This window comes from Synechococcus sp. MIT S9452, assembly GCF_047304245.1.
Taxonomy (GTDB): Bacteria; Cyanobacteriota; Cyanobacteriia; order PCC-6307; family Cyanobiaceae; genus RCC307.
This window is the reverse complement of record NZ_CP138956.1, coordinates 705,298-728,355: the sequence shown is the minus strand read 5'-3', so window position 1 is coordinate 728,355 and position 23,058 is coordinate 705,298. Positions and strand designations below refer to the sequence as shown.

Annotated in this window: 24 protein-coding genes and 1 pseudogene; 13 read left to right on the top strand and 12 right to left on the bottom strand. The window is 62.9% G+C overall.

The window, feature by feature from the left end; genetic code table 11:
- Positions 1-16: 16 nt before the first annotated feature.
- From SIB46_RS03965 to SIB46_RS03955, 3 genes are read right to left on the bottom strand one after another with little or no spacing between them, the layout of a single operon-like run.
- Positions 17-1,807, bottom strand: coding sequence for a peptidoglycan D,D-transpeptidase FtsI family protein (locus tag SIB46_RS03965; RefSeq protein ID WP_413297253.1), 1,791 nt, complete (start codon positions 1,805-1,807; stop codon positions 17-19).
- A gap of 2 nt (positions 1,808-1,809) precedes the next feature.
- Positions 1,810-2,340, bottom strand: coding sequence for a hypothetical protein (locus tag SIB46_RS03960; RefSeq protein ID WP_413297252.1), 531 nt, complete (start codon positions 2,338-2,340; stop codon positions 1,810-1,812).
- 3 nt (positions 2,341-2,343) lie between these two features.
- Positions 2,344-3,633 (bottom strand): CPBP family intramembrane glutamic endopeptidase, encoded by a 1,290-nt coding sequence (locus SIB46_RS03955; RefSeq protein ID WP_413297251.1) that lies wholly within the window; start codon positions 3,631-3,633, stop codon positions 2,344-2,346.
- Positions 3,634-3,760: 127 nt separating this feature from the next.
- Between SIB46_RS03955 and SIB46_RS03950 the strand changes: the two genes are divergently transcribed.
- Together SIB46_RS03950 and SIB46_RS03945 are read left to right on the top strand one after the other, a co-directional pair.
- A complete protein-coding gene (locus SIB46_RS03950; protein WP_413297250.1) occupies positions 3,761-5,089 on the top strand; it encodes a histidine phosphatase family protein in 1,329 nt (442 codons plus the stop codon).
- On the top strand, positions 5,086-6,339 hold the full coding sequence (locus SIB46_RS03945; RefSeq protein ID WP_413297249.1) for a dihydroorotase: 1,254 nt from the start codon (positions 5,086-5,088) through the stop codon (positions 6,337-6,339). The genes SIB46_RS03950 and SIB46_RS03945 overlap by 4 nt, the downstream gene beginning before the upstream one ends.
- Here SIB46_RS03945 and lepB read toward each other — a convergent pair.
- From lepB to SIB46_RS03930, 3 genes and pseudogenes are all read right to left on the bottom strand, one after another.
- Positions 6,275-6,994 (bottom strand): signal peptidase I, encoded by a 720-nt coding sequence (lepB, locus tag SIB46_RS03940; protein ID WP_413297248.1) that lies wholly within the window; start codon positions 6,992-6,994, stop codon positions 6,275-6,277. The two genes, SIB46_RS03945 and lepB, sit on opposite strands and share 65 nt — an antisense overlap.
- 38 nt (positions 6,995-7,032) lie before the next feature.
- A complete protein-coding gene (locus SIB46_RS03935) occupies positions 7,033-7,278 on the bottom strand; it encodes a Nif11-like leader peptide family RiPP precursor (protein WP_413297247.1) in 246 nt (81 codons plus the stop codon).
- A 13-nt stretch (positions 7,279-7,291) separates the two neighbouring features.
- Positions 7,292-7,661: pseudogene (locus tag SIB46_RS03930) on the bottom strand (2Fe-2S iron-sulfur cluster-binding protein).
- Positions 7,662-7,755: 94 nt separating this feature from the next.
- Between SIB46_RS03930 and SIB46_RS03925 the strand changes: the two are divergent.
- Entirely contained in the window at positions 7,756-8,427 is a 672-nt protein-coding gene (locus SIB46_RS03925) for a class I SAM-dependent methyltransferase (RefSeq protein WP_413297246.1), read from the top strand.
- Here the strand turns inward: SIB46_RS03925 and SIB46_RS03920 are convergent.
- Together SIB46_RS03920 and SIB46_RS03915 are read right to left on the bottom strand one after the other, a co-directional pair.
- Entirely contained in the window at positions 8,360-8,920 is a 561-nt protein-coding gene (locus tag SIB46_RS03920) for an inorganic diphosphatase (protein ID WP_413297245.1), read from the bottom strand. The genes SIB46_RS03925 and SIB46_RS03920 overlap by 68 nt on opposite strands.
- Positions 8,921-9,263: 343 nt before the next feature.
- Complete coding sequence (locus SIB46_RS03915) at positions 9,264-9,722, bottom strand: hypothetical protein (protein ID WP_413297244.1); 459 nt, start codon at positions 9,720-9,722, stop codon at positions 9,264-9,266.
- A 172-nt stretch (positions 9,723-9,894) separates the two neighbouring features.
- Here SIB46_RS03915 and SIB46_RS03910 point away from each other — a divergent pair, with 172 nt between their 5' ends.
- The 5 genes from SIB46_RS03910 (at position 9,895) to SIB46_RS03890 (ending at position 14,962) form a co-directional block, all read left to right on the top strand.
- Positions 9,895-11,697, top strand: a complete 1,803-nt coding sequence (locus tag SIB46_RS03910; protein ID WP_413297243.1) for a proline--tRNA ligase — start codon at positions 9,895-9,897, stop codon at positions 11,695-11,697.
- Positions 11,698-11,708: 11 nt separating this feature from the next.
- Positions 11,709-12,113: a hypothetical protein gene (locus SIB46_RS03905; protein ID WP_413297242.1), complete on the top strand. Its 405-nt coding sequence runs from the start codon at positions 11,709-11,711 to the stop codon at positions 12,111-12,113.
- 29 nt (positions 12,114-12,142) lie between these two features.
- Positions 12,143-12,568 (top strand): photosystem II protein Psb27, encoded by a 426-nt coding sequence (gene psb27, locus SIB46_RS03900; protein ID WP_413297241.1) that lies wholly within the window; start codon positions 12,143-12,145, stop codon positions 12,566-12,568.
- Between the two features lie 73 nt (positions 12,569-12,641).
- The gene (locus tag SIB46_RS03895; protein WP_413297240.1) at positions 12,642-13,955 is read left to right on the top strand and encodes an adenylosuccinate synthase; all 1,314 of its coding nucleotides are present in this window, start codon (positions 12,642-12,644) and stop codon (positions 13,953-13,955) included.
- The gene (locus SIB46_RS03890; RefSeq protein WP_413297239.1) at positions 13,952-14,962 is read left to right on the top strand and encodes an adenosine kinase; all 1,011 of its coding nucleotides are present in this window, start codon (positions 13,952-13,954) and stop codon (positions 14,960-14,962) included. The genes SIB46_RS03895 and SIB46_RS03890 overlap by 4 nt, the downstream gene beginning before the upstream one ends.
- On the opposite strand, the gene cutA is transcribed toward SIB46_RS03890, so the two are convergent.
- Together cutA and SIB46_RS03880 are read right to left on the bottom strand one after the other, a co-directional pair.
- Positions 14,919-15,263 carry a divalent-cation tolerance protein CutA gene (cutA, locus tag SIB46_RS03885; protein ID WP_413297238.1) on the bottom strand — a complete coding sequence of 115 codons (345 nt, stop codon included), beginning with the start codon at positions 15,261-15,263 and terminating at the stop codon, positions 14,919-14,921. The two genes, SIB46_RS03890 and cutA, sit on opposite strands and share 44 nt — an antisense overlap.
- Positions 15,264-15,273: 10 nt before the next feature.
- Complete coding sequence (locus tag SIB46_RS03880; protein ID WP_413297237.1) at positions 15,274-16,041, bottom strand: precorrin-6A/cobalt-precorrin-6A reductase; 768 nt, start codon at positions 16,039-16,041, stop codon at positions 15,274-15,276.
- Between SIB46_RS03880 and SIB46_RS03875 the strand changes: the two genes are divergently transcribed.
- Positions 16,040-16,564, top strand: a complete 525-nt coding sequence (locus SIB46_RS03875; RefSeq protein ID WP_413297236.1) for a single-stranded DNA-binding protein — start codon at positions 16,040-16,042, stop codon at positions 16,562-16,564. The genes SIB46_RS03880 and SIB46_RS03875 overlap by 2 nt on opposite strands.
- 8 nt (positions 16,565-16,572) lie before the next feature.
- On the opposite strand, the gene SIB46_RS03870 is transcribed toward SIB46_RS03875, so the two are convergent.
- Entirely contained in the window at positions 16,573-16,752 is a 180-nt protein-coding gene (locus SIB46_RS03870; RefSeq protein WP_413297235.1) for a hypothetical protein, read from the bottom strand.
- Positions 16,753-16,804: 52 nt separating this feature from the next.
- Here SIB46_RS03870 and SIB46_RS03865 point away from each other — a divergent pair, with 52 nt between their 5' ends.
- The 3 genes from SIB46_RS03865 to SIB46_RS03855 are packed head-to-tail and all read left to right on the top strand — an operon-like array spanning position 16,805 to position 19,222.
- The gene (locus tag SIB46_RS03865) at positions 16,805-17,347 is read left to right on the top strand and encodes a DUF2854 domain-containing protein (RefSeq protein ID WP_413297234.1); all 543 of its coding nucleotides are present in this window, start codon (positions 16,805-16,807) and stop codon (positions 17,345-17,347) included.
- On the top strand, positions 17,338-18,228 hold the full coding sequence (gene argB, locus SIB46_RS03860; RefSeq protein WP_413297233.1) for an acetylglutamate kinase: 891 nt from the start codon (positions 17,338-17,340) through the stop codon (positions 18,226-18,228). Before SIB46_RS03865 ends, argB begins: the two co-directional genes overlap by 10 nt.
- A gap of 4 nt (positions 18,229-18,232) precedes the next feature.
- Entirely contained in the window at positions 18,233-19,222 is a 990-nt protein-coding gene (locus tag SIB46_RS03855; RefSeq protein WP_413297232.1) for a DUF3153 domain-containing protein, read from the top strand.
- On the opposite strand, the gene priA is transcribed toward SIB46_RS03855, so the two are convergent.
- Positions 19,219-21,435, bottom strand: a complete 2,217-nt coding sequence (gene priA / locus SIB46_RS03850) for a primosomal protein N' (RefSeq protein ID WP_413297231.1) — start codon at positions 21,433-21,435, stop codon at positions 19,219-19,221. The two genes, SIB46_RS03855 and priA, sit on opposite strands and share 4 nt — an antisense overlap.
- Positions 21,436-21,750: 315 nt before the next feature.
- Between priA and rpoD the strand changes: the two genes are divergently transcribed.
- Positions 21,751-22,998: an RNA polymerase sigma factor RpoD gene (gene rpoD / locus SIB46_RS03845; RefSeq protein ID WP_413297230.1), complete on the top strand. Its 1,248-nt coding sequence runs from the start codon at positions 21,751-21,753 to the stop codon at positions 22,996-22,998.
- Positions 22,999-23,058 lie beyond the last annotated feature (60 nt).

Below are 23,058 nucleotides of genomic sequence, written 5' to 3'. Positions count from 1 at the left end.
CACAGACGCGGTCAGATCAAGTTGTCCTTAAGGCTTTAGCAACTGCTTTAGACGGTGGAATCTGCTCAATCACCAGCAGGGCTTCGATGATGCTGCGGGCCACCGGCGCTGCCACGGTTGAGCCGTAAACATGCTCCCCTTGTGGCTCATCCACCACCACCAGCACCACAAAGCGGGGATCGTCCACGGGCAGGTGGGCCACAAAGCTGGTGATCAGGGCTCCAGGGATGTAAATGCCGTTGGCGGCTTTTTGTGCGGTGCCGGTCTTGCCGCCAATGCGGTAACCGGGAATGCGCGCCACCTGGCCACTGCCCTCTTCCACCACGCTTTCCATCCAAACCAGCACCTGTTGGCTGACCTTTGGATCCAGCAGTTGCCGTCCGCTCAGGTGGCTGGAGCCAGACAGCTCAGTGCCGCTGCGCAGACCGCGGGTGATGTGGGGGCTGACCAAACGGCCGCCATTGGAGAGCATCCCGTGCAGTTGCAGCAACTTCAGCGGTGTCAGGGCAAGGCCCTGACCAAAAGAGGCCGTAGCCGGTTCGATCGCATTAGCCGTGAAGGTGTCCAGCGATTTGAGTTGGCCGCTGACGGCACCTGGCAGATCGGTGTCAGGGGCGTTGTTGAGCTCCAGTTTGTTGAGCCACTGCCAGTAGTTGCGGCTATCCATCCGCTGCATGGCCTGAACCATGCCGACATTGCTGGAGACCTGCAAAACCGTGGCTAGATCAATGCGGCCGTGGGCTTTTTTGTCGTGGTTGTGGATGGGCCAGCCGCTGATCGTGAGGGAGCCCTTGTCGTCGATGGTGCTGCTGCTGGTGAGCGCTTTGGCTTGCAGCGCGATCGCCAGGTTGATGGGCTTGAAGGTGGAGCCGGGCTCATAGAGATCTTGCACAGCCCATTCGCGAAACAAGCCCGGCTTGAACTTCCAAAACCGGTTGGGGTCATAGGTGGGAACCGAGGCCAACGCCAGTAGCTCGCCGTTGCGGGCATCCATCACCAGGGCAGCCCCTCGTCTGGCGTTCCATTTCTCGACTTGACGCAGCAACTCCAGCTGGGCCACCCGTTGCAGGCGCGTGTCGAGGGTGAGCTGCAGCCGCAGGTCATCGCGGTGCATGCTGCCGGCGCCGATGCCATCGGGGAGGGGGGTGCCGTCAGCGCTGCGGCGGATGCCGAGCTTCAGCTCTTGGCTGCGCAATTTCTCATCCAGGCTCAGTTCAAGCCCGGCTTGCGGGGAGCGCTCCAGGTTGAGGAACCCGAGCACATTGGCGAAGAGGTCGCCTTGGGGATAGATCCTTTGCGGTCCGTGCTCGAAATCAATGCCATCGATGTTGAGCGCTTTGAGCCGTGCTGCGGTGGATGGCTCCAGGTTGCTCGCCAGCCGTACGCCGGAGCGGTGCTGGCCCATGCGCTCACTGAGGCTGCCTGCACTCACGCCCAGGATCGGAGCCAGCTTTTCAGCCACCTCGCGCGGGCTGCGCCGTTGCTCAGCTTCATCGCCGGGCCAGCGGAAGTAGCGGGGGTGGGCCCACACCGTCACCCGCTCTTCATCGATGGCTAGAAGCCGGCCTTGTCGATCCACAATCGTGCGGCGGCGACCAAGCGGAATGCGGCGTTCGGTTTGGGCTTGGCGAGCGCGGCTTTCCAGTTGCTCGCCAGCCACCAGCTGCAACCAAGCCAGCCGCATACCCAATCCGCCCAAGGCGCTGCACAGCAGCAACACCACCGTGATCAAGCGACTGGAGGGCACAGGATGGAGTTTCAGGACCCGCCCTGTGCGTTTGCGACTGGCCACGCGCGTTCGAGACACCCTCAGTAACCAGCCGCGATCCAGTTGAGCTTCAGCCCCTGTGATGGCTTGACTGACGCGCTCGCCACAGGTGGTGGGCTGGGCAGGAACACCAGATCTTGGCTGCTGGTGGCCACCAGAGCTCCTGGACGTTTGGCGCGACGCAGGTAGTGCTGCTCCAGGGCTGATTGGCTTTCCATGAGCCGGTGTTCAAGCGCTTGGGCCCGTTGCAGCTGGCGGAAATCACCGCCCCAGCGTCCTTGCCAGTGCAGGGTCAGACCAGCCATGGCCAGGGCCGCAACGCCGGTGGCCAACAAGGCGCCATCGGTGATGCGATGAAGGTTGGCCAGCCACGGCGCTTGGCGCGCCATGCGGTGCGTTGAGAGCGCACCTTGCAGCAGTTCGAGTGAACGCTTTTGGCGCTGAACTTTGCGTTGCGCCACCTGGCTGCGCCTTGAGCCACTAACCCTTCGTTGTTCTGGAAGGGGAACAGCCACCATCGAGCGCACCAGGCCGTAATGCGCCAGTGAACCACCTGGATTTGGGCCCGGCAAGGCTCAACTGCCCAGCAGCACCAGGTTGAAAAAGGTGAGGCCGTTCCAGAGGCCGTGCATCACCACCGTGCTCAGCAAGCGGCCACTGCTCCAGCGCAACCAACCCAGGCCAATGCCAAGGGCTAGCAGTGGTGGGGCTTCGCTGAGGCTGAGGTGGGCCAGGGCGAATACCAGGGCGCTGACACCGATGCCGGCGGCAATGCCCCAACGGGCACCCACAACAGGCAGCAATACCCCGCGAAAGAGCAGCTCTTCAAAGAGAGGAGCCAGCACGGTGGCGGTGAAAGCCAGCATCAGCAAAGCCAAGCTGCTGCGGCCATTGAGCACTTCCTCTAACAAGGGATTGCTGCCCCCTGCATTGGGCCAGAAGCGCTCCACCAACCAGCCGCTGAGGGCCACGACCGGCAAGCTCATCAGCAGACCTCGCCCGGCTTGCGGCCAGTTCAGCCAGCTCGCTCGCCACTGCAGCCAGCGGGCTTCGCCGGCCGGTAGGCCGCGCAGCAACAGGGCTAGCACCAGCACCGCCGGCAGGGCGGAGAGGCTGTAGAGGATCAAAACCTCGGTGGCGGCCCGTAGGGCTGGGGTCAGGCTCAACGGTGCCAGCAGGCCGCCAAGGGCCGGTAGGGCCAGCAGGGGTGTCACCACCCCGCCGAGCACAACAAAACCGCCAGCAATGATCAGCACCACCTCGGTGAGATTGAGCTCCGGGCCGCGCAGTGGTGGCGGCGGGTTGGCGTTGCCGCGCCAGGACTGCCAGATCAGCTGCAGCAGCAGCACGATTCCGAACAGCACACCGGAGAGGGGGAGCAGGTTGAGCAAGCTCAGCCGCCATTGGGCTTGCTCGATCACGTCGCCTGCCACGCAGTCCTGGCTGGGGCGGCCCAGGGCGTCGCAGCTCAAGAGCCGGTAGAGGGGACGTTGCGGCAGAGGGGGCAATGCGTCTGCGTGCTTCTCGGGCTCAAGCAGGGCTGCGGCGAGGGGCTGCAGATCGGCAGGGCCGCTTTGCAGCACCGTTGTCAGATGCCGGCGGGATGGCTCGTTTTGTTCGAGGCTCTGCTCCAGTAAGGCCTGAGCGATCAGGCTGTCGCTGCTGCCGGCTTCGGAGCTCTGCTGCAGGGCTTGCAGCAACTTTTCTTCCGCCGCTTGGGCTGAATCGCCTTGACGGCTGGCGAGCACTTCGAGCTCCAGCTGACGTTGCTCAAGGGCATTGCCCACAGAAGGGCGCTCGACGCTTTGCGCCAAGGACACACCCCAGATCAAGGCGGCGATCGCAAAGCTCAGCAAAGCCAGCAAGGTCAGCCATGGGGTCGATCGCCTGGTTGGTTCCCTGCTTGGCACCGGGGCTCAGTCACTGCAAGGCATTGTCACTGGTGAGCGCAAGGGTGGTGCGTACGATGCGCCCCGAACTGAGTCAGGGCCCTTGGCGACGCGGATCTTGCTGGTGCGGCACGGCCTCAGCAGCTTCAACTTGGAGGGCCGGATTCAAGGCCGCGAAGATGCCTCCAAGCTGAGCGATCCAGGCCAGGAGCAGGCCCGTCAGGTGGGCCGTGCCCTGCGCGATATTCCCCTCACCGCGGCGTTTTGCTCGCCGCTGCAGCGCGCCCAGTTGACCGCTGAGCTCGCCCTGCAGGAGCAAGGCCAAGGCCTCAAGGCCACCAGCACTGAGCAGTTGCTGGAGATCGACCTCACCCCTTGGAGTGGCCTGGCCCGCGCTGAGGTGGCCCAAAAAGATCCCCAGCAGGAGTTGAACTGGCGGCAAGCGCCTGCCGAACTGCAGCTGCAGCGCGCCGATGGCAGCTCCTATTACCCCGTGCGGGAACTGCGGCAGCAGGCCGAAGCCTTTTGGCAGGAGTTGCTGCAACGCTTCCCCGCCGAGGAAGACCACAGCGTGCTGGTGGTGGCCCACAACGGCATCTTGCGCTGCCTGTTGTTGGCGGCCCTAGGTCTGCCGGCTGAGCACTTCAATCGCTACCGGATCAACAACGCCTCGCTGTCGGTGCTCAACCTGCGTCCTGGCGGACAGGTGCAAATTGAGTCGCTGAACACCGTCTCCCATCTCGGTGAGGCCTTGCCCAGGCGCAGCTCAGGTCCGCGTGTGCTGCTGGTGCGCCACGGCGAAACCCACTGGAACCGGCAAGGGCGCTTTCAAGGCCAGATCGATATTCCCCTCAATGAGCAGGGCCATGCCCAGGCCCATGCGGCCGGCGAGTTTCTCAAGACGGTGGCGCTCGATCGCGCCTACACCAGCTCCATGTCGCGTCCGCGTCAGACCGCTGAGGCGATTTTGAAGTTGCAGGGCGCTCCAGTGCCGATGACCAGCTGCCCTGGGCTGGTGGAGATCGGCCATGGAGCCTGGGAAGGATGCCTGGAAGAGGAGATTCGCGCCGGCTGGCCGGATTTATTGGATGCGTGGCAGAGCCTTCCCCACACCGTGGAAATGCCCGGCGAGGGAGGCGAAACGATTCAGCAGGTGTGGGACCGCTCGGTGCAGGCCTTTGCCCGCATCGTGGCGGGCCTCGGCGATGGGGAAACGGCGCTGGTGGTGGCCCACGACGCGGTCAATAAAACGATCCTTTGCCATCTACTCGGCCTTGGTCCCGCCGACATCTGGGCGGTCAAACAGGGCAATGGCGGTGTGAGCGTGATCGACTACGGCGCTGGGGCTCAGGGAGAGGCTGTAGTGGCCAGCCTCAATCTCACCAGCCATCTTGGAGGCGTGTTGGATCGCACGGCGGCCGGGGCTCTTTGAAACGTCTTCTGCGGGGAGTGCAGCTGCTGGAGGGGCCAGGCGTTCCCTTGCAGCGCACCTCGGCTCTATTGGAAGGCCAGTCGCTGTTGGCTTGGGGTGAGGCGGCTGAAGCGGGGGTTGATGGCGCCACCCAGTGCAGCGATGCCCCGCCTGCGGCGCTGTTGGCGCCGGTGTTGGTGGATCCTCATAGCCATCTGCTTGATCCTTTCAGCGGCCTGGCGGACACGTTGGAGTCCCTGGCGGCTGAATCAGCAGCTGCCGGCTACGGCACTGTTGCCTTGTTGCCGGAGGCCAGCGAATGGCGCGACCGGCCAGAAGCGCTGCAATTGCGTTGGTCTGAGCCGCTGCAGTTGCTGCTCTGGGGGGCGATCAGCTCTGCTGGCTCGGGCAGCCATCTCGCTCCGCTGGCGGATCTGCACCAGGCCGGAGCCGTTGGCTTCTGTGATGGCGAGTCGATCCCGCCATTAGCCCTGCTGGAGCGGGTGTTGCTGTTGGGTGATGCCGATGATCTGCCCCTGCTGGTGGCACCGCGCGATCCATCATTGGCGCAATCGGGCCTGGTGCGCGAAGGCGTCGACACCTTGCGTCTCGGCTGGCCCCCGGAGCCGTTGGCCAGCGAGTTGATGCCGTTGCAGAGCTTGTTGGCCTTGGCCAGCCGCGCCCCTCAATTGCGGCTGCTCAACCTCTCCACAGCCCAGGCTGTGGAGCAACTGCGTCAGCACCCAGTGCGGCCCAAGGCCAGTGTGTGCTGGTGGCATCTGCTGCAGGATCACAGCACCTTGGATCCTTTGGCCCCTGGCTGGGCGATCACCCCGGTGTTGGGCTCAGCCAGCGATCGGGTTGCCTTGCGCGCCGGCTTGCGCGCCGGGGTGGTGCAGGCGGTCTCGGTGCACCACAGCCCGATCGATCGGGAAGAGCAGATGCTGCCGCTGGATCAGCGCAGGCCTGGTGTGGCTGGGTATCAGCCGGTGCTGCCAGCGTTGTGGCAGGCGTTGGTGGCTGGTGATGGCTGGCAGCCCAGCGAGCTGTGGCAAGCCCTGAGCTGGGGTCCTTCGGCGTTTCTTGGCCAAGAGCCGGAATCACTGCAAAGCGGCACTCAGCGCTGGCTGCTGTTTGATCCAGAGCAGCCCCATCAACCCCGCGCCGGCAGTTTGGCCGCCAATGGGCCGTTGCCAGCCCAGGCGCTTAAGGGGCAGCTGTTGGCTTCGGGGTTGTTGCCGGCTGGCCAGTGGTCGTTGGATCAGGGCTGACCAAGGAGCCGACGCTGCCTAACGGCCAGAAGCGGAAAAAGGCGCGGCCAATGATTTGGTTGTCAGGGACGAAATGGGTGCCTGGCCAAAAGCGGCCATCCCAGCTGTTGGCCCGGTTGTCGCCGAGCACCAGAACGGACTTCGGCGGCACCACAGCCCGCAGCGGCCTGCAACCCTGGCCGTTGCCTGTGGGGCAATAGCGGGTGACGTAGGGCTCTTTGACAGCCTTGCCATTGATCTTGAGATGGCCGCTGGGGTCTACCTCCACCTTGTCTCCAGGGATGGCCACCACCCGTTTGATGAAGGCCTCGCAGGCCGGCTGTTGCACACCAGGAATGCCGCCAATGATTGGCAAGGTGGCGATGAAACAGCGCAACGGGCTGGCGGCGTAGTCCTGCTTCAGGGCTGGGTCAAAGGATTGGGGTGCACGAAACACCACGATTTCGCCGCGTTTGGGCTGACGGGTGCGGTACGTGAGTTTCTCCACCAGCAGCCGGTCTTGCAGCTGCAGGCCCGGCAGCATTGAGCCGGACGGGATGTAGCGCGCCTCGATGATGAAATGACGAACTCCAAGGGCCACCGCCAGGGTGACCACCAAGCTGCGCCAGAACCCCCAACTCTTGGCCGATTTCGTGCGTTTTTTGGCCCCGTTCAAAGCTGTTGGTTGAAGCAGGCTCACCCTAGGGGCAAATCTCAGCCTGGAATAAAAGAGCGCATCCGCCTGGCTTCTTCCCCGGCTTGCGCTTGCAGCTCAGCGTCGCTGCGCTCGCTATCGGCCCGGGCTTGCGCTTCAAAGACATCCTGCTCAGACAAACTGAAGCCAGCCCCTTTGGCGAGCTGCAGGAAATCCTCCAAGCTCAGGGGCTGACGAAGTGCATCGGCCAGCTCGGGCTGGGCGCGAGCGTGCTTTAAGAAAGCATCGAGTTGTTTGAGGGCCATAACCGCTTAAAGATCAGCGGCGGCCGATGGGGAGCAGAGCTTTAAGGGCGCCCACCAAGCTGTTGGAGCCTTTGCCAACGGCGTCATTGGGCTTGGTGCGCACGGGTGACGTCACCGTTGACGCTGGTGCGGCAGCTCATCCGGAATGTCGCTGGGCGGTCCGCCAGATAAACCTCTTCAACATCGGAGCGGGGGGAGAGGTTCTCCATTCCTTCCACTACTTCCATTACGCAGGTGCCGCACTGGCCAACACCGCCGCAGTTGTTCAGGTTGTTGAGACCACCATATGGATTCACACCCGCATCGAGGGCAGCCTTGCGCAGGTTGGCTCCTTCGATGCAACCGACCTGCTGGCCTTCCTGCTCAAAACGGATGGTGGGCACGACGGTCGGTGTTTAGGCGCCGACCAACTTAACCGCTTAAAGGGGGGGATTTGCGGATTGGGGTCCGAAATGATGTGCTGCCTAACATGAGGTCATGGAGCTTTCCAGTCGTCAAGCTGATTTTGACGCCCTCGCGCGGCAGCAAATCCCTGGCTATTCGAGCCTGGCCAGGTTGTCGGTCTCGCTGTTGGCGGGCTATCCCTCGCTGCAGCCTTCGGGGTCCCAGGTATTGGTGGTGGGATGCGGCACCGGCGCGGAATTGCGTGAAGCCCAGGGCCTGCGTCCGGATTGGGCCCTAACGGGGGTTGACCCGGCAGCCTCGCTGCTCGATGAAGCCAGGCGCCGTTTGGGGACTGCGGCTAAGCAGGTGCGCTGGGTGGACAGCCGCGTCGAAGATCTCCCTGGTGAGGCCAGCTATGGCGCCGCCATCGCTGTGTTGGTGCTGCAAGAGCTACCAGATGATGGGGCCAAGCTCGCGTTTTTAAGCGCTTTGGCCCGTCTGCTGCAGCCCGGTGCTCCGCTGGTGTTGGTGGATGTGTTGGCGGGCTTTGGTGGTATGGCGAGCGGCACCACTCAGCAGTTTCAGGCTGCCTTGAAGCGATTCCAGGGTGATGCCAATGCCCAAGCGGTGACACCGGAGGCTCCGTTGCATCTCATCGGTGAAGCGCGCCGCTCTGCCCTGCTGGCAGCCGCTGGCTTTAGTGATCCTCTGCGGTTTTATCAGGCCCTTCAGGTGGAGGGGGTGGTGGTTCAGAAGCGGCCGTGATGCAGCGTTTGATGTGCTCAAAAACCGGTAAGCCTTCACTCCAGCCTTGAATTTCTGTCATGCGGCCATCCAAGCCGCGGTGGGTGCGGAAGAACTCGGCAATGTCTTCGAGCTGTTGGGCTGAAATCTGCCCCAGGTTGCTCATCCGATCGAGATGGGGATCATTGGCCGGCACGCAAAGGATCTTGGCATCAAAGCGCCCGTTATCAATCACCTCCAACATCCCGATGGGTCGGGTCAAAATCAGGCAACCCGGGAAGGTGGGCTCTTCCATCACCACCATGGCGTCGAGCGGTGAGCCATCGTCCGCCAGGGTGTTGGGAACAAAGCCGTAATCAAAGGGGTATTGCACCGAGGGATGCAGCACCCGATCGAGCCCCATCAGTCCGGGGGCTGGCAGGTATTCGTATTTATTGCGCCCACCCGCTGGGACTTCAACCACCACGTGGAGTAAGCCGATGCTCGGCTGCGCGGGAATGGCACTCAGGTCCATCTCGGCTCGAAGTCAGGATTGACGGAGAAGGGATCCTGTCCAGCTTGGCGTTGGTGCTGGGTTGATCGGCAACAAAGAATCAGCCAACACCACACTCAGAGGCAACAGGAGTGCGGCAAGACCAATGGCTAAGCCTGTGAGTTGATCAACGGGACGAATCCCTCGACTGTGAGGGTCGTCAGAACTGTTACCTGTCTCGGTGCCAGTGTCGCTGGGCGACTGGATCAGGGCAGGAGTCATAAAGGCGAAACGGGAACAACCCGCTCAACGCAGTGTTGAGACGCGGCAGGAACGAAACCAACCGGGGTCGCCCATATCATGCCACCGCTGAACAGATCTGTCGTCAGGCCGCTGAGCGCTTTTGCTCGGAAGCTGCCAGGCGAGAGCTGAGATCAGCTGCAGGCTCAACGCCGGAGGAGGCAAGCAGGCCGCGGATCTCACGGAGCTCCTCAAGGATGGTGCTCAGCAGCTGCTGAGTGGCTGAGTAGGGGGAGTTGAGAACTTCAACAGTGACTTCTTTAATGCGAAGCACGTCACGAGCAAAACGAGCCACCTCATTTGGGTGAAACATCAGTGGGTCTTTTTGATCGCTTCTGTACTCAGGATTGAGCTTTCTAGGGTTAAACGGAGGGTTGAGATTGCGCGGGTCAGTATTTGTGTAGCGGTATACAGATGCGCGGGAACGGTTCAACGCTCGCTGAACTTCATCGATACCAATTAAGCCCTCAGCGCTTTCGCCGGAAGGGTTTACGGATGCCTCAGATTCAGTTCCGGCATATCCCGCAGGAGGCATGGCAACCATGAGACGGCGATTGGACGAGCTGGAATGGCCAGACCCTAGCAGATGTTTTCCTCTGGGGCATAAATAATTCTCAGCCTGTGGAGGTTGCTGAATCGTCCCCATGAGACTCAATTTACTTTCTTCGTCTTCAATGCCTCGGTGATAGGTTCCGCCACCTGTTCTGCTGCAAGCGATGCGCGTCTCCGCCCTGTTGTTGGTGACGCTGCGCGATGACCCGGCAGAAGCGGAAATTCCCTCCCACAAACTGCTATTGCGTGGCGGCTACATCCGCCGTGTGGCCTCAGGGATTTACGCCTATCTGCCTTTGATGTGGCGCGTGCTGCGCAAGGTCTCGGCGATCGTTCGCCAAGAGATGGATGCCGCCGGTGCCCTGGAGACCCTGCTGCCCCAGTTGCAACCCGCTGAGCTGTGGCAGCGCAGTGGTCGCTGGTCGGGCTACACCGCTGGTGAAGGAATCATGTTTCACCTGCAGGATCGCCAGGACCGAGAGCTGGGGCTTGGTCCCACCCATGAAGAGGTGATTACGGCGCTGGCTGCCGACCTGTTGCGCTCCTATCGCCAGCTGCCCGTCAACCTCTATCAAATACAAACGAAATTCAGAGATGAAATCCGCCCGCGCTTTGGCTTGATGCGTGGACGCGAATTCATCATGAAAGATGCCTATTCCTTCCATGCCAGCGCTGAGGATCTCGGCCGCGGCTACGCCGCCATGGATCAGGCCTACCGGCGCATCTTTTCCCGCTGCGGTCTCCAGGCTGTGGCCGTTCAAGCCGATAGCGGGGCCATTGGTGGTTCCGCCAGCCAGGAGTTCATGGTCACCGCTGAAGCCGGCGAAGACCTCATTCTCAGCAGTGCCGATGGCTCCTATGCAGCCAACCAAGAGCGGGCCGAATCCCTGCCGGCTGAGCCGGTGCCCCTGGAAAGCGTGACAGCCGCTGAGGTGGAGACCCCCGGGCAAACCAGTATTGATGCCTTGGTGGAGGCCCAGGGCTGGCATGGCTCTCAGCTGATCAAGGTGATCCTGTTGGTGGCGCGCTTTGAGCAAGGGCGCCAGCAGGCCCTACTGATTTCCCTGCGCGGCGATCAACAGCTCAATGAGGTGAAGCTGGCCAATTGGCTCAATCAGCAGCACGGCCAGGCCTGGGGGGCTCTCTTAGGTATTGAGCCGTTGGAGGCCAAGCATCTGGCGGCTGAACACGTGCCTGCCTTTGGCTACCTCGGACCTGATCTCAGTGATGCGGTGTTGCAGGGCAGCAACAAGTTGGAGAGCAGCTTTTTGCGCTTGGGCGATCCAACGGCCCTGGATTTGCCCTTGTTCATTTGCGGAGCCAACCGACCCAATGTCCATCGCATCGCTGCCAGTTGGAGCGAGCCAGGCATGGCTAGCCCCCAGCGCGTCGAGCTGCGCGCCGCTCTGCCTGGGGATCGCTGTTGCCATGACCCCAGCCAGCAGCTGCAGGCGCGCCGCGGCATTGAAGTGGGCCACATCTTTCAGCTGGGGCTCAAGTACTCCGAGGCCCTCGGCGCCACCTTTGCCAATGAGCAGGGGCAAGACGCCCCGCTGTGGATGGGTTGCTATGGCATAGGCGTGTCGCGCTTGGCCCAAGCCGCCGTTGAGCAGCACCACGATTCCGCTGGCATGGTCTGGCCTGTGCCCATCGCACCGTTTGAAGTGGTGATCGTGATTGCCAGCAGCAAAGAAGCGCAGCAGGTGGAGTTAGCCGAATCCTTGTATGGGCAGTTGCAGCAGGCTGGCGTTGATGTGCTGCTCGATGACCGCAATGAGCGGGCCGGCGTGAAATTCAAAGACGCCGAACTCATCGGTATTCCCTGGCGCCTGGTGGTGGGCCGCGGCGCTGCCAATGGTCAGGTGGAGCTGGTGGAGCGCTGCAGTGGCGAGAAGCAGGAGGGTCCCCACCAGGACCTGGTCGCTCAGTTGCTTGAGACCCTGCAGCACCAACGTCAGGGGTTGTGATGAGACGTTGCTTGGCTGCTGCTGCCCTCGCGGCTGTGATGGTGGGGTGCCGTGATGCTCCCCCGCCGCCTCCGATCGCCGCCGAACGACGGTTGGAGATCAGCCCTGCTGAGAGCGAGCTGACGCTCCCCGGCGGCGTGCGTCAGCTGAGCATCCCTGTGCGCTTAGAGCGCAGCCCCAGTGAAGCGATGACCTTGGTGGTGGAGCTGCAATGCGATGACCAGCAACCACAAAACAGCGTTGTCAGCCTGACCCGCATTCGCCAGCGCGATGCCTTGCTGGGCCTCAACCGCCGCGACCCCTCGTTGGAGCGCAGTTGGTCGGGGCAGGATCGCGATCGGCCGCCCGCTTGGACGCAACAGCTGCTGGCCAAGCACTGCAGCACTGCCCTGCCGCCGGCCTGGCGCACCCCTTAAAGTCCTGCTCAATCTGCCGGCCTTTCTCTGTGTTTGCTGCGTTGCGGGGCTTCGGCCAACAGCTGGTGCGTGCCGGCCTTCAGCTGCTTTTGGTGTTGGCCTTGGTGTTCGGCTTGAGCGCTTGCGGGGGCACCCCCTCAGGCCTCACCGGCTCCTATGTGGATGACACCGTCAGCGTGGCCAAAAGCCTGCTGAGCACCATCGCTCCAGAGGACGGCCAAGCCAGCAGCGAGCAGCAGCAGCAAGCGCGCGACCTGATTAACGAGTACATCTCCCTGTACCGGCCCAACAGCCGCGTGAACGGCTTGGCCTCCTTCACGACGATGCAGACGGCCTTGAACTCCCTGGCTGGTCACTACGCCAGCTACAACAATCGCCCGCTGTCGGACGACCTGCGCGCCCGCCTGGAAAAGGAACTCCACAAGGCTGAGCTCAGCGTCGTTCGCGGCAGCTGATTTTTTGACGCAGGGGTGCTTGATCTGAAAAAATCGCGGATTGTTCGGATTGCGGCCCTGAGTCGCCCTTGCTTTGGCCAACGTTGTCGTCATCGGTGCTCAATGGGGTGACGAGGGCAAGGGAAAGATCACCGATCTGCTCAGCCGCTCTGCCGACGTTGTCGTGCGTTATCAGGGTGGTGTCAACGCTGGGCACACCATCGTTGTCGATGGTCAAGTGCTCAAGCTGCACTTGATCCCCTCTGGAATCCTTTATCCCGATACCACCTGCCTGATTGGATCCGGCACGGTGGTGGATCCCAAGGTGTTGCTGGGCGAGCTGGAGATGCTGGCCAGCAATGACATTGATGCCAGCGGCTTGAAGGTGGCCTCCACCGCCCATGTGACGCTCCCGTATCACCGCCTGCTCGATCAGGCGATGGAGCAACAGCGCGGCAACCAGCGCATTGGCACCACCGGCCGTGGCATCGGCCCCACCTATTCCGATAAGGCCGAGCGCAGCGGTTTGCGCATGATCGATCTGCTCGATGAGCAGCATCTGCGCGAGCGACTGCAGGGGCCGATCGCGGCGAAAAACCAGCTGCTGCAGAAGCTGTATGGCCTTGAGCCCCTCGATGCCGAGGAGGTGATTGCCGAATACGCCGACTACGGCCGCCGCCTCTCAAGCCATGTGGTGGATTGCACTCGCGCCATCCATGACGCGGCCCGTGCCCGCAAAAACATCCTGTTTGAAGGCGCCCAAGGCACCCTGCTGGATCTCGATCACGGCACCTACCCCTATGTGACCTCCTCCAACCCTGTGGCAGGTGGTGCCTGCATTGGCGCCGGTGTTGGCCCAACCCTGATCGACCGGGTCATCGGTGTTGCCAAGGCCTACACCACCCGCGTTGGGGAGGGGCCTTTCCCCACTGAGCTTGAGGGCAGCCTTTCGGACCACCTCTGTGATCGCGGCGGCGAGTACGGCACCACCACCGGTCGCCGCCGCCGCTGCGGCTGGTTTGACGGTGTGATCGGCCGCTATGCGGTGGAGGTCAATGGCCTCGATTGCCTGGCCATCACCAAGCTGGATGTGCTCGATGAGCTCGATGAAATCCAGGTCTGTGTGGCCTATGAGCTCGATGGTCAGCAGGTGAATCACTTCCCCAGCAGCGCCTCGGAGTTCGCCCGTTGCAAGCCGGTGTTTGAGACCCTGCCTGGCTGGCAAACCTCCACTGCGGATTGCCGCAGCCTTGATGATTTGCCGGATAAGGCGATGTCGTACTTGCGCTTTTTGGCTGATCTGATGGAGGTGCCCATCGCGATCGTCTCGTTGGGCGCCAGCCGCGACCAAACCATCGTGGTGGAAGATCCCATCCACGGCCCCAAACGAGCACTCCTCAGCGCATGACCTCCACCCCTTCAACTCTCGATGTCGTTGGCATTGGCAACGCCATCGTTGATGTGCTCTCGGAGAGTGACGACGCTTTTCTCGGCAGCCAAGGCCTGACCAAGGGCACCATGGCCCTGGTCGATGAGCAGCAAGCCGAAGCCCTCTATGGCGCCATGGGCCCGGGCGTTGAGACCTCCGGCGGCTCGGTGGCCAACACCATGGCTGCCATCGCTCAGTTGGGCGGCAGCGCTGGTTTCATTGGCCGCGTGCGCAACGACCAATTGGGCAGCATCTTTGCCCACGATTTGCGCGCCACCGGTTGCCTGTTCGATACCCCTGCCGCGGAGAGCGGTCCGTCGACAGCCCGCTGCATGATCCTCGTCACCCCGGATGCGCAGCGCACCATGAACACGTTCTTGGGGGCGTCGGTGCACCTCGATCCCAACGACATCGATCTGTCGATGGTGCGCCGCGCCAAGGTGCTCTACCTCGAGGGCTACCTCTGGGATGCCGAAGAGGCCAAACGCGCCTTTGTGGCAGCTGCTTCGGAGGTCAAAGCCAATGGCGGTGAAGTAGCCCTGAGCCTGTCGGATCCCTTCTGCGTTGATCGCCACCGCGACAGCTTCCGCGACCTGGTGGAAAACCATGTCGACATCCTGTTTGCCAACGAAGCCGAGATCATCAGCCTCTATCAGTCCTCCAGCTTTGAAGAGGCCGCCAAGCAGGTGCGCCAGCACTGCCGCCTCGCGTGCCTAACGCGCAGCGAGCAGGGTTCATGGGTGCTGGAGGGTGAGACCACCCACACCATTGCCCCCTTCCAGTTGGGCGACTTGCGCGACACCACCGGTGCCGGTGATACCTACGCCGCGGGCTTTCTATACGGCTACACCCAGGGCCTGGCAGCCGATCAATGCGGCCAAATCGCCTCGCTTTGTGCCGGTCAAGTGGTGACGCAGATGGGCCCGAGGCCCCAGGTTTCACTCAAAGAGTTGGTGCAGAAGCATCTCCCGGCTCTGGCTGGTTGAGGCTGCTGCTCAGCCAGCTGCCGTAGGCCGCTGAACATTCGCCTGGAAGCACAATCCACTCGGGCACGTCGTAGCTGTGCAGCTGATGCAGCTTGATTTTCAGCGCTTCCAGCCGCTTGGCATTGGTCTTGATCACGAGCTGCACTTCACTGCCCTGCTCGATGCCGCCCTGCCAGTGATAGAGCGATTGCTGCGGCTGCAAGGCGATGCAGGCTGCCAGGTGTTGCTCCAACAGTTGGGCGGCTAGGGCTTCGGCCTTGGCTTGGTTGGCTTCAGTGGTGAGCACCACGAGCAGCTTCACAGGGCACTCCTTACAGCGGCCATCCCAGCCTGGCGAGCAGTGGTTCGATTTCCAAGCCATGGAGATCAGGGCTTGCGGGTCTGGCCAGCAGCAGCAGCTTCAACCCCATGGCTTGGCAGATCCGGTGCCATTGCTGCTCCGGTGGTCCGCCCGATTGACGGGCCAGCACCGCGGTGATGCCCCAGCGCCGGCAGAGCCCTGCTTCCACCGATCCCTCCAGGCTGCTGTTGGTGTGCGGCCGCAGGCAGGCAATGCGCTCAGCCGGTAGGCCAAGTTGCAGCGCCTGGCCCAGGGCACTGGCCGAAGGCAGCAGCCGCACGGCGTGCTCGCGGGCACAGCTGTAGCGCAAGGCCGCCGCGAGCTCGCGTGCGCCCACCGCCAGCAGCAGGCTGTCGCGTTCGAGCGGCTGATTGGCCAGCTCTTCAAGCTGCGCCAGCAGGATGGTCCCTGGGCTGGTGACCATGGGTCGCTGCAGCCGCAGTAGCGGTTGCCCCAAGGCCTTGCAGGCCTTGGCCACAGCGGGATGAATGCTGCGGGCAAAGGGGTGTGCCGCATCCACCACCCAGCGGCAGGGCCATGAGGCGAAGGCGTTTTGCACCGCGGCTTCATCGCCCAGGGCACCCACCTGCAGCTCGAGTGCGGGGTGCGCCGGGTAGGCCCGCGCGGCCGCGCTGCTCACCACGCTCACCCGCAGCTGCCATCCACGCCGCAGGAGCTCGGCGGCCAGTGGCGGCCCTTCGCCGGTGCCGCTGAGCAGCCAGATGCGCTGCTCATCCATGGCACTGGCTCCACTGGCTTGCATGGGTGAGGATGGGCGCCACAACGCCGCGATCGACGTGAATCACTGCCTGCTTGAGGTGGAAGTGCTGGGGGCGCCCACGATCCGATACACCCAAGACAACCAGATGCCGATTGCTGAGATGCAGGTGCGGATTGATGGTTTGCGCGCTGAAGATCCCGCCGGTGAGCTCAAGGTGGTGGGCTTTGGCAACCTGGCTCAGGACCTGCAAAGCCGCGTGCAAGTGGGTCAACGCTTGGTGCTCGAAGGCCGGCTGCGCATGAACACCACGGCCCGGGCCGATGGCATCAAAGAGAAAAAAGCCGAATTCACCCTCTCGCGCATGCACCCGGTCTCTGGTGGTGGCGCCGCGGCCCCAGCCCCCACGGCCGCCTCTGCTCCAGCCGCAGCTCCAGCTCCTCAGGCCGCCCCCGCTCGCACCTCTGCTCCTGCTGCAGCGGAAGCGCCGAGCTGGAACACCGGCCCGCTGGTGGACCTCCCCGACGATGAGATTCCCTTCTGAGCAGGGAGTCAAGGCTGAGAGATGTGCTGACTGGCTTGATCCAGCAACTGCCCGAGTTCGCGCTCCAGGGCAGCCAGATCAAGCCGCAGTTCGGGCCATTGGCCCTGGTCCAATTGGCGCAACAGCCATCGCCGGTCCTGCTGCAGTTGATTCAGTAGCTCAGCTGGCGTGGTCTCGGCGTCGCTCATGGCCCTTGGCTTTTCGCCATCATTTTCGCTCGCCTTACGGGAAGATGACGCGATGAAGGATCTGTTCTCTCCAGGCTCGCTGCTCACGGTGGCCGGTGCCGTGCTCACGGTGATTGGTTCGGTGGCCTATGCCACCGACTCCCCCAACGTGAGTTTGCCGACGATTTTCTATGGCATCCCCATCTTTTTGGGGGGCTTGGCGCTCAAATCATCGGAGCTGCCGCCTCCGGCTCGGCTGACACCGGCGGCTCAGTTCCGCGAGCTGCGCGAATCCACCGGCACCAAGGAGCAGCTCAAGCTGCTGAAGGATGTGGTGCGCTGGCGTTATGGCCAAAAGGCTCATCTGGAGAGTTCGTTGGAAGCCCTCAAGCTTTGGGATGAGGAGAACCCGCCCCAACTGCAGAGCATTGCCGAGTACGACCACGGCGGCCGCTATGCGCTGGAGATGGTGTTTGATTTGGGCGATGTGCCCCGTGAGCACTGGCATGAGAAGGCCGCTCGCCTGGGCCGTTTCTTTGGGCCTGGCTTGGAGGCGAGCCTGGAGGATGGGGAGGCTGATTTGCTCACAGTGCAACTGCGTCAGCCATGTCCCTAGAGCCAGCCATGTCAACACCGGATGTTTTGCGGGTTGAGGTCCTCAGTGAGGCCCTTCCTTATATCCAGCGTTTTCGTGGTCGCCGGGTGGTGATCAAGTACGGCGGAGCCGCAATGGTTCGCGAAGACCTGCGTGATGCGGTGTTTCGCGATGTGGCCCTTCTGGCCAGCGTTGGCGTTGAGCCGGTGGTGGTCCATGGCGGTGGCCCTGAGATCAACCAGTGGCTCAATCGCCTCTCGATCGAACCGGTGTTTCAAGAGGGGCTGCGGGTCACCTGCCCCGACACCATGGATGTGGTGGAGATGGTGCTGGTGGGCCGCGTGAATAAACAGATCGTCAATGGCCTCAACCGCGTCGGTGGCCGTGCGGTGGGCTTGAGCGGCGCCGATGGCGGCCTGGTGCAGGCCCGCACCCATGGCGATGGGTCGTTGGGATTGGTGGGGGATGTCGCCCAGGTGGATCCCTCGGTGATTATTCCGCTGCTCGATCAGGGCTACATCCCAGTGATCTCGAGCGTGGCCCCCAACCACGAGGGCCAGCCTTACAACATCAATGCCGACACGGTGGCCGGTGAATTGGCCGCAGCGATGGATGCGGAAAAACTGATCCTGCTCACCGACACCCCAGGAATCCTGCGGGACCGCGATGATCCCCAGTCATTGATTGATCAACTCAGCCTGTCGGAAGCGCGCGAGCTGATCAATGCCGGTGTGGTGGCCGGCGGCATGGTTCCCAAAACCGAGTGCTGCATTCGCGCTTTGGCCCAAGGAGTGCGGGCGGCCCACATCCTCGATGGCCGCGTTCCCCATTCCCTGCTGCTGGAGGTGTTCACCAACTCAGGCATCGGCACGATGGTGTTGGGAAGCCGCCAGCAGGGCTGAGGCCATGGACCAGGCGATCAAGGCCGCTCAAAGCGCGTTGGGTTGCGGCGAATACCGCCAGGTATTGCAGCTGCTGGAGCCTGTGGCGGCCGAGTTGCCGGTCACGATGAAGCTGGGCGCCGAGGTGCGCCTTCTGCAGGCCACGGCCCATCAAGGCCTCGGCGATGGCGAGCGGGCCAAACAGAGCTGCCGTGCTGCCGCCCAGTGCGGTGATAGTGAGCTGCGCCGGCAAGCCCGCGCCCTGTTGGCCGTGCTGGAGGCCCCAGTGCTGCAGGTGCCCTCTGATCGCATGGTTCAGCTGCCGCAGCTGGGTTCGATGCCAGCGCTCGAGGGTGTGGCCAAAGCCGGTCGCCGCTCGCGGCGACGCCAAACTCCGCCCCCACCAGCGCCGCCGCCGGTGGGCCGCACCCGCTCACCGGCTGGCTTTGCCGCCCTGGCGATGGCGGTGTTGATAGGGCTGACGCTGCTGATGGCCGGCTGCGTTCGCGTTGACACCGATTTCCATTTCACCTCTCCAGGCCGGGTGGTGGTGGAGCAGCAATTGCAGGGGACCACAGCCAGCCGCCAACAGCCTGTGTTGTTGGGCTTGCAGGAGCTGGCGCCCTGGTTACAAGAGCAGGTGAGCGGAGCTTCTGAGCTGATGGCGGAGGAGCTGCCGCAGCCGCAGCTGCAGTGGCGTGAGCGCAATTGGCTGGTGGGCGTGCAACAACAGATCCAGCTCGATTGGGACCTCTCAGGCCTCGATCCGGTGCCTGGCCTCGAGCTGCATCTGCACGTGCATCCCTTTAGCTCGGCGGCGGTTCGCCAGGCCGAACCCCCAACGCAGAACGAGGGCGCTGGGCAACTCGATTGGCAGCCCCAACCGGGTGAGGCCAACCACCTGTTGCTGCGCTGCTGGCGCTGGAGTGGCTTGGGCCTGGGCAGCGTTGCGGTGCTGCTGCTGTTGTTGATCAGCCTGCTGCTGCGGCAGTTCCAAGCTGGGCAGCGGGCTTAAAGCTCCAGGGGATCCGGATCGATTGCCAAGTGCACGCCGCGGGGCAGGAGCTTGCGCAGTTCGGCTTCTGCCGGCAGCGGTAAGGCGGAATCAGCAGGTCCTTGCAACAGCAATTGCCAGCGGCTGAGGCCGGCCACCTTGGAGCGGGCGGCTGGGGCTGGTCCGATCACCATCCAGCCAGCGGTTCGCAGCCCCGGGCCGATGGCTTCAGCGATGGTGGTGGCGGTGCTGGCTGTGAGGCTGGCGGCAGGGCCGGCCAGGCGCAGGATGCAGGCGCGGCTGTAGGGCACCAGTCCAGCCCCTTGGCGCACGCTGGCTTCCTCTTCCAAAAAACGCCCGTAGCGGCCATCAATCAGATGGCGAATCACTCGGTGATCCGGGCTGTAGGTCTGCACCAGCACCTCGCCGGGGCGCTCCCCGCGGCCAGCGCGGCCGGCCAGTTGCAGCATCAGCTGCAGGCTTTCTTCGGCAGCGCGCACATCGGGCCGGTGCAGCTGACCATCGGCTGCTAGCACTGCCGCCAGGGTGACGCGCGGTAGATCCATGCCCTTGGCCAGCATTTGCGTGCCCACCAGCACATCGGCTTCGCCAGCGGCAAATTGCTGCAGCAGCCGTTGATGGCCGTCGCGACCGCGGGTGGTGTCGCGGTCAAAGCGCAACAGCCGCACCCCTTCGAGCTCTTGCTCAAGGGTGTCCATCACCCGCTGGGTGCCAGCACCGAATGGTTTGAACGCTGTGGATCCGCAATGGCCGCAGCGATCGCTGATCTCCTGGCGGTGATCACACCAATGGCAGCGCAGCCAGCTATCACCGCGGCTGTTGCGATGCACCGTCAGCGACACGTCGCAGTGGGGGCACATCACCACCTCACCGCAGCTGCGGCAGCTCAAAAAAGTGCTGTAGCCGCGGCGCGGTACCAACACCACCGCCTGCTCCTGCCGCTCCGGCAGCTGCATCAGGCGATCGAGAAGGGGGCGGCTCAGTAGGCGGCGGTGGCCGCTGGCCAGCTCCTGGCGCATGTCCACAACATGCACTGGAGGCAAGGGGCGCGCGGCGATGCGATCGCGCAGCTCCAACAGCCCCATGGCGGAGTTGTCTTGTTGGCTTAACAGCCAGTTCTCCAGGCTTGGGGTAGCACTGCCGAACAGCAACCGCGCCCCTTCCAGCTCCATGCGGATTCGCGCCACATCCCGGGCGTGATAGCAGGGCATCGGCGATTCCTGCTTGTAGGAGCTGTCGTGCTCTTCATCCAGCACGATCAAGCCCAGCTGCGGCATCGGCAAAAAGATCGCCGACCGCGTTCCCACCACTACGTTGGCCCCGCCTTGGCGGCAGCGACGCCACGCCTTGATGCGCTCACCATCGCTGAGGCCCGAGTGGAAGCTGATCACGCGATCACCAAAACGCTGGCGGCAGCGCTGCAGCAGCTGAGGCACCAGGCCGATTTCAGGGGTGAGCAGCAACACGCTTTGGCCCTGCTCCAGCACCTGCTGGCAGCAGCGCAGGTACACCTCTGTTTTGCCTGATCCAGTCACCCCCCACAGCAGCCACTGGCGGATCTCCGGTTGCTGTTGCCATTGCTGCAGGGCCTGCTGCTGTTGCGCGCTCAGCTCAGGCGGCTCCTCCTGGAGCTCCACATGGTTTCCCTGCAGGGCTTCCTCGCCCTGAAGCAGCTTTGGAGTGAGTGAAATCCACTGTTGGGTCGCCAGATTTTTCAGCAGGGCCCGGCCAAAGCCTTGCTCCACCAACTGGGTGACGGGCTTGGGGCCATGGGCCTCGAGGTGATCAAGCAGCGCTTGCTGGCGTTTGGTGGGGGAGTCGCCAGGGGGTGGGGGCTGCAGCCGCTCGGCCACCAAGACGCTGCGCCCATGGCCGCCGCTCTGGCGCCGGTGCCCAAGCCAACCATTGGGCAACGCTGTTTTCAGCACCTGAAAGCTGGAGGTATGGCAGCGCTGCGCCACCGCCTCGAGCATCTGCTGCCAGAGAGGGTCTACGGCGGCGGTCTCCAGCCGCTCCAGCACAGGGCTTAAGGCAACACCCTCTGGAATCTCAGCGACCTCTGCGCTGACAATGCCTGTATGCAGTTGGCCGCGGAGTTTGACGCGCACCAAATCACCAGCTTGAAGCGGTTCAACGCCGCTGGCGTCGTAACTGAGCAACCGGCCGCTGCGGCCGGCCTCCACCCAAACACTGACCGAGATCCGTTCCCCCACGTCTAGTTTGGGAAACGGCGCAAACAATCATCCTCCAGCAGTCAAGCCAAGGTTGCGCAACCCACAGCCATTTCTTAAGATGGGTGAGTTGGGCTGGTAACACAGCCGTCGGAACACGACAGAGTTCCGTCCAGTGGGAAGACACCGAGGAGCTTCTGCTCAGGGTCTGCGATCACCCCTGACAACCCTGTCAATCCGACAATTTTGTCGTCTTGTACCCCAGATCACTGCTGTTGTGCTGGCGCGTTAGTCGCTTGCGCTCGGCGTAATGAGACGCTTGCCCGTCTCACTTAGCCCTTCGTTCGGTTCGATCGCATGCCCGTTGCTGCTGCCGCTAAGTCCACGACCGCTGTCGCTGAAGTCACCGAAGCCAAGCAGGTGAAAGCCAAAGCGGCCCCTAAAGCCAAGGCTGAGCCCAAAGCCAAAGCCAAAGCCAAAGCCGCTCCCAAAGCCAAAGCTGCACCGAAGGCCAAAGCGGCTCCCAAAGCCAAGGCCGCCCCGAAGGCAAAAGCTGCTCCAAAGGCCGAGCCCAAGCCTGAAGTGGCTGTCACCACCACCGTCGCCAAAGACGGCAAGGCCGCCAAGCTGCCCAGCATCAAGATCGGCCCGAAGGGCGTTTACACAGAAGACTCCATCCGGGTCTACCTGCAGGAGATCGGCCGCATCCGCCTGCTGCGCCCCGATGAAGAAATTGAGCTGGCCCGCAAGATCGCGGACCTGCTTCACCTCGAAGAGCTGGCTGATCAGTACGAGGAAGACCACGGCAAATATCCCGACAACCGCGAGTGGGCAGTCCTGGTCGACATGCCCCCCATCAAGTTCCGTCGCCGCTTGATGCTCGGCCGCCGAGCCAAGGAAAAGATGGTGCAGTCCAACCTGCGCCTGGTGGTGTCGATCGCCAAGAAGTACATGAACCGGGGCCTGAGCTTCCAGGACCTGATTCAAGAAGGCAGCCTCGGCTTGATCCGCGCCGCTGAGAAGTTCGACCACGAGAAGGGCTACAAGTTCTCCACCTACGCCACCTGGTGGATTCGTCAGGCCATCACCCGCGCCATCGCCGACCAGTCGCGCACCATCCGCCTGCCGGTGCACCTTTACGAGACGATCTCTCGCATCAAGAAGACCACCAAGGTGCTCTCCCAGGAGTTCGGCCGCAAGCCGACAGAAGAAGAGATCGCTGAATCGATGGAGATGACCATCGAGAAGCTGCGTTTCATCGCCAAGTCGGCTCAGCTGCCGATCTCTCTGGAAACACCGATCGGTAAAGAAGAGGATTCACGCCTCGGCGACTTCATCGAAGCCGACATTGAGAACCCCGATCAGGACGTGGCCAAGAACCTGCTGCGTGAGGACCTCGAAGGTGTGCTCGCCACCTTGAGCCCCCGTGAGCGTGACGTGCTGCGTCTGCGTTATGGCCTCGACGACGGCCGCATGAAGACCCTTGAAGAGATCGGTCAGATCTTCGATGTGACCCGCGAGCGCATCCGCCAGATCGAAGCTAAGGCCCTGCGAAAGTTGCGTCACCCCAACCGCAACGGCGTGCTCAAGGAGTACATCAAGTAATTCTGTGGTCTCTGAGACCCCATTCATGGCAGTCGATCTCAGAGATTAAATTTGGCGAGT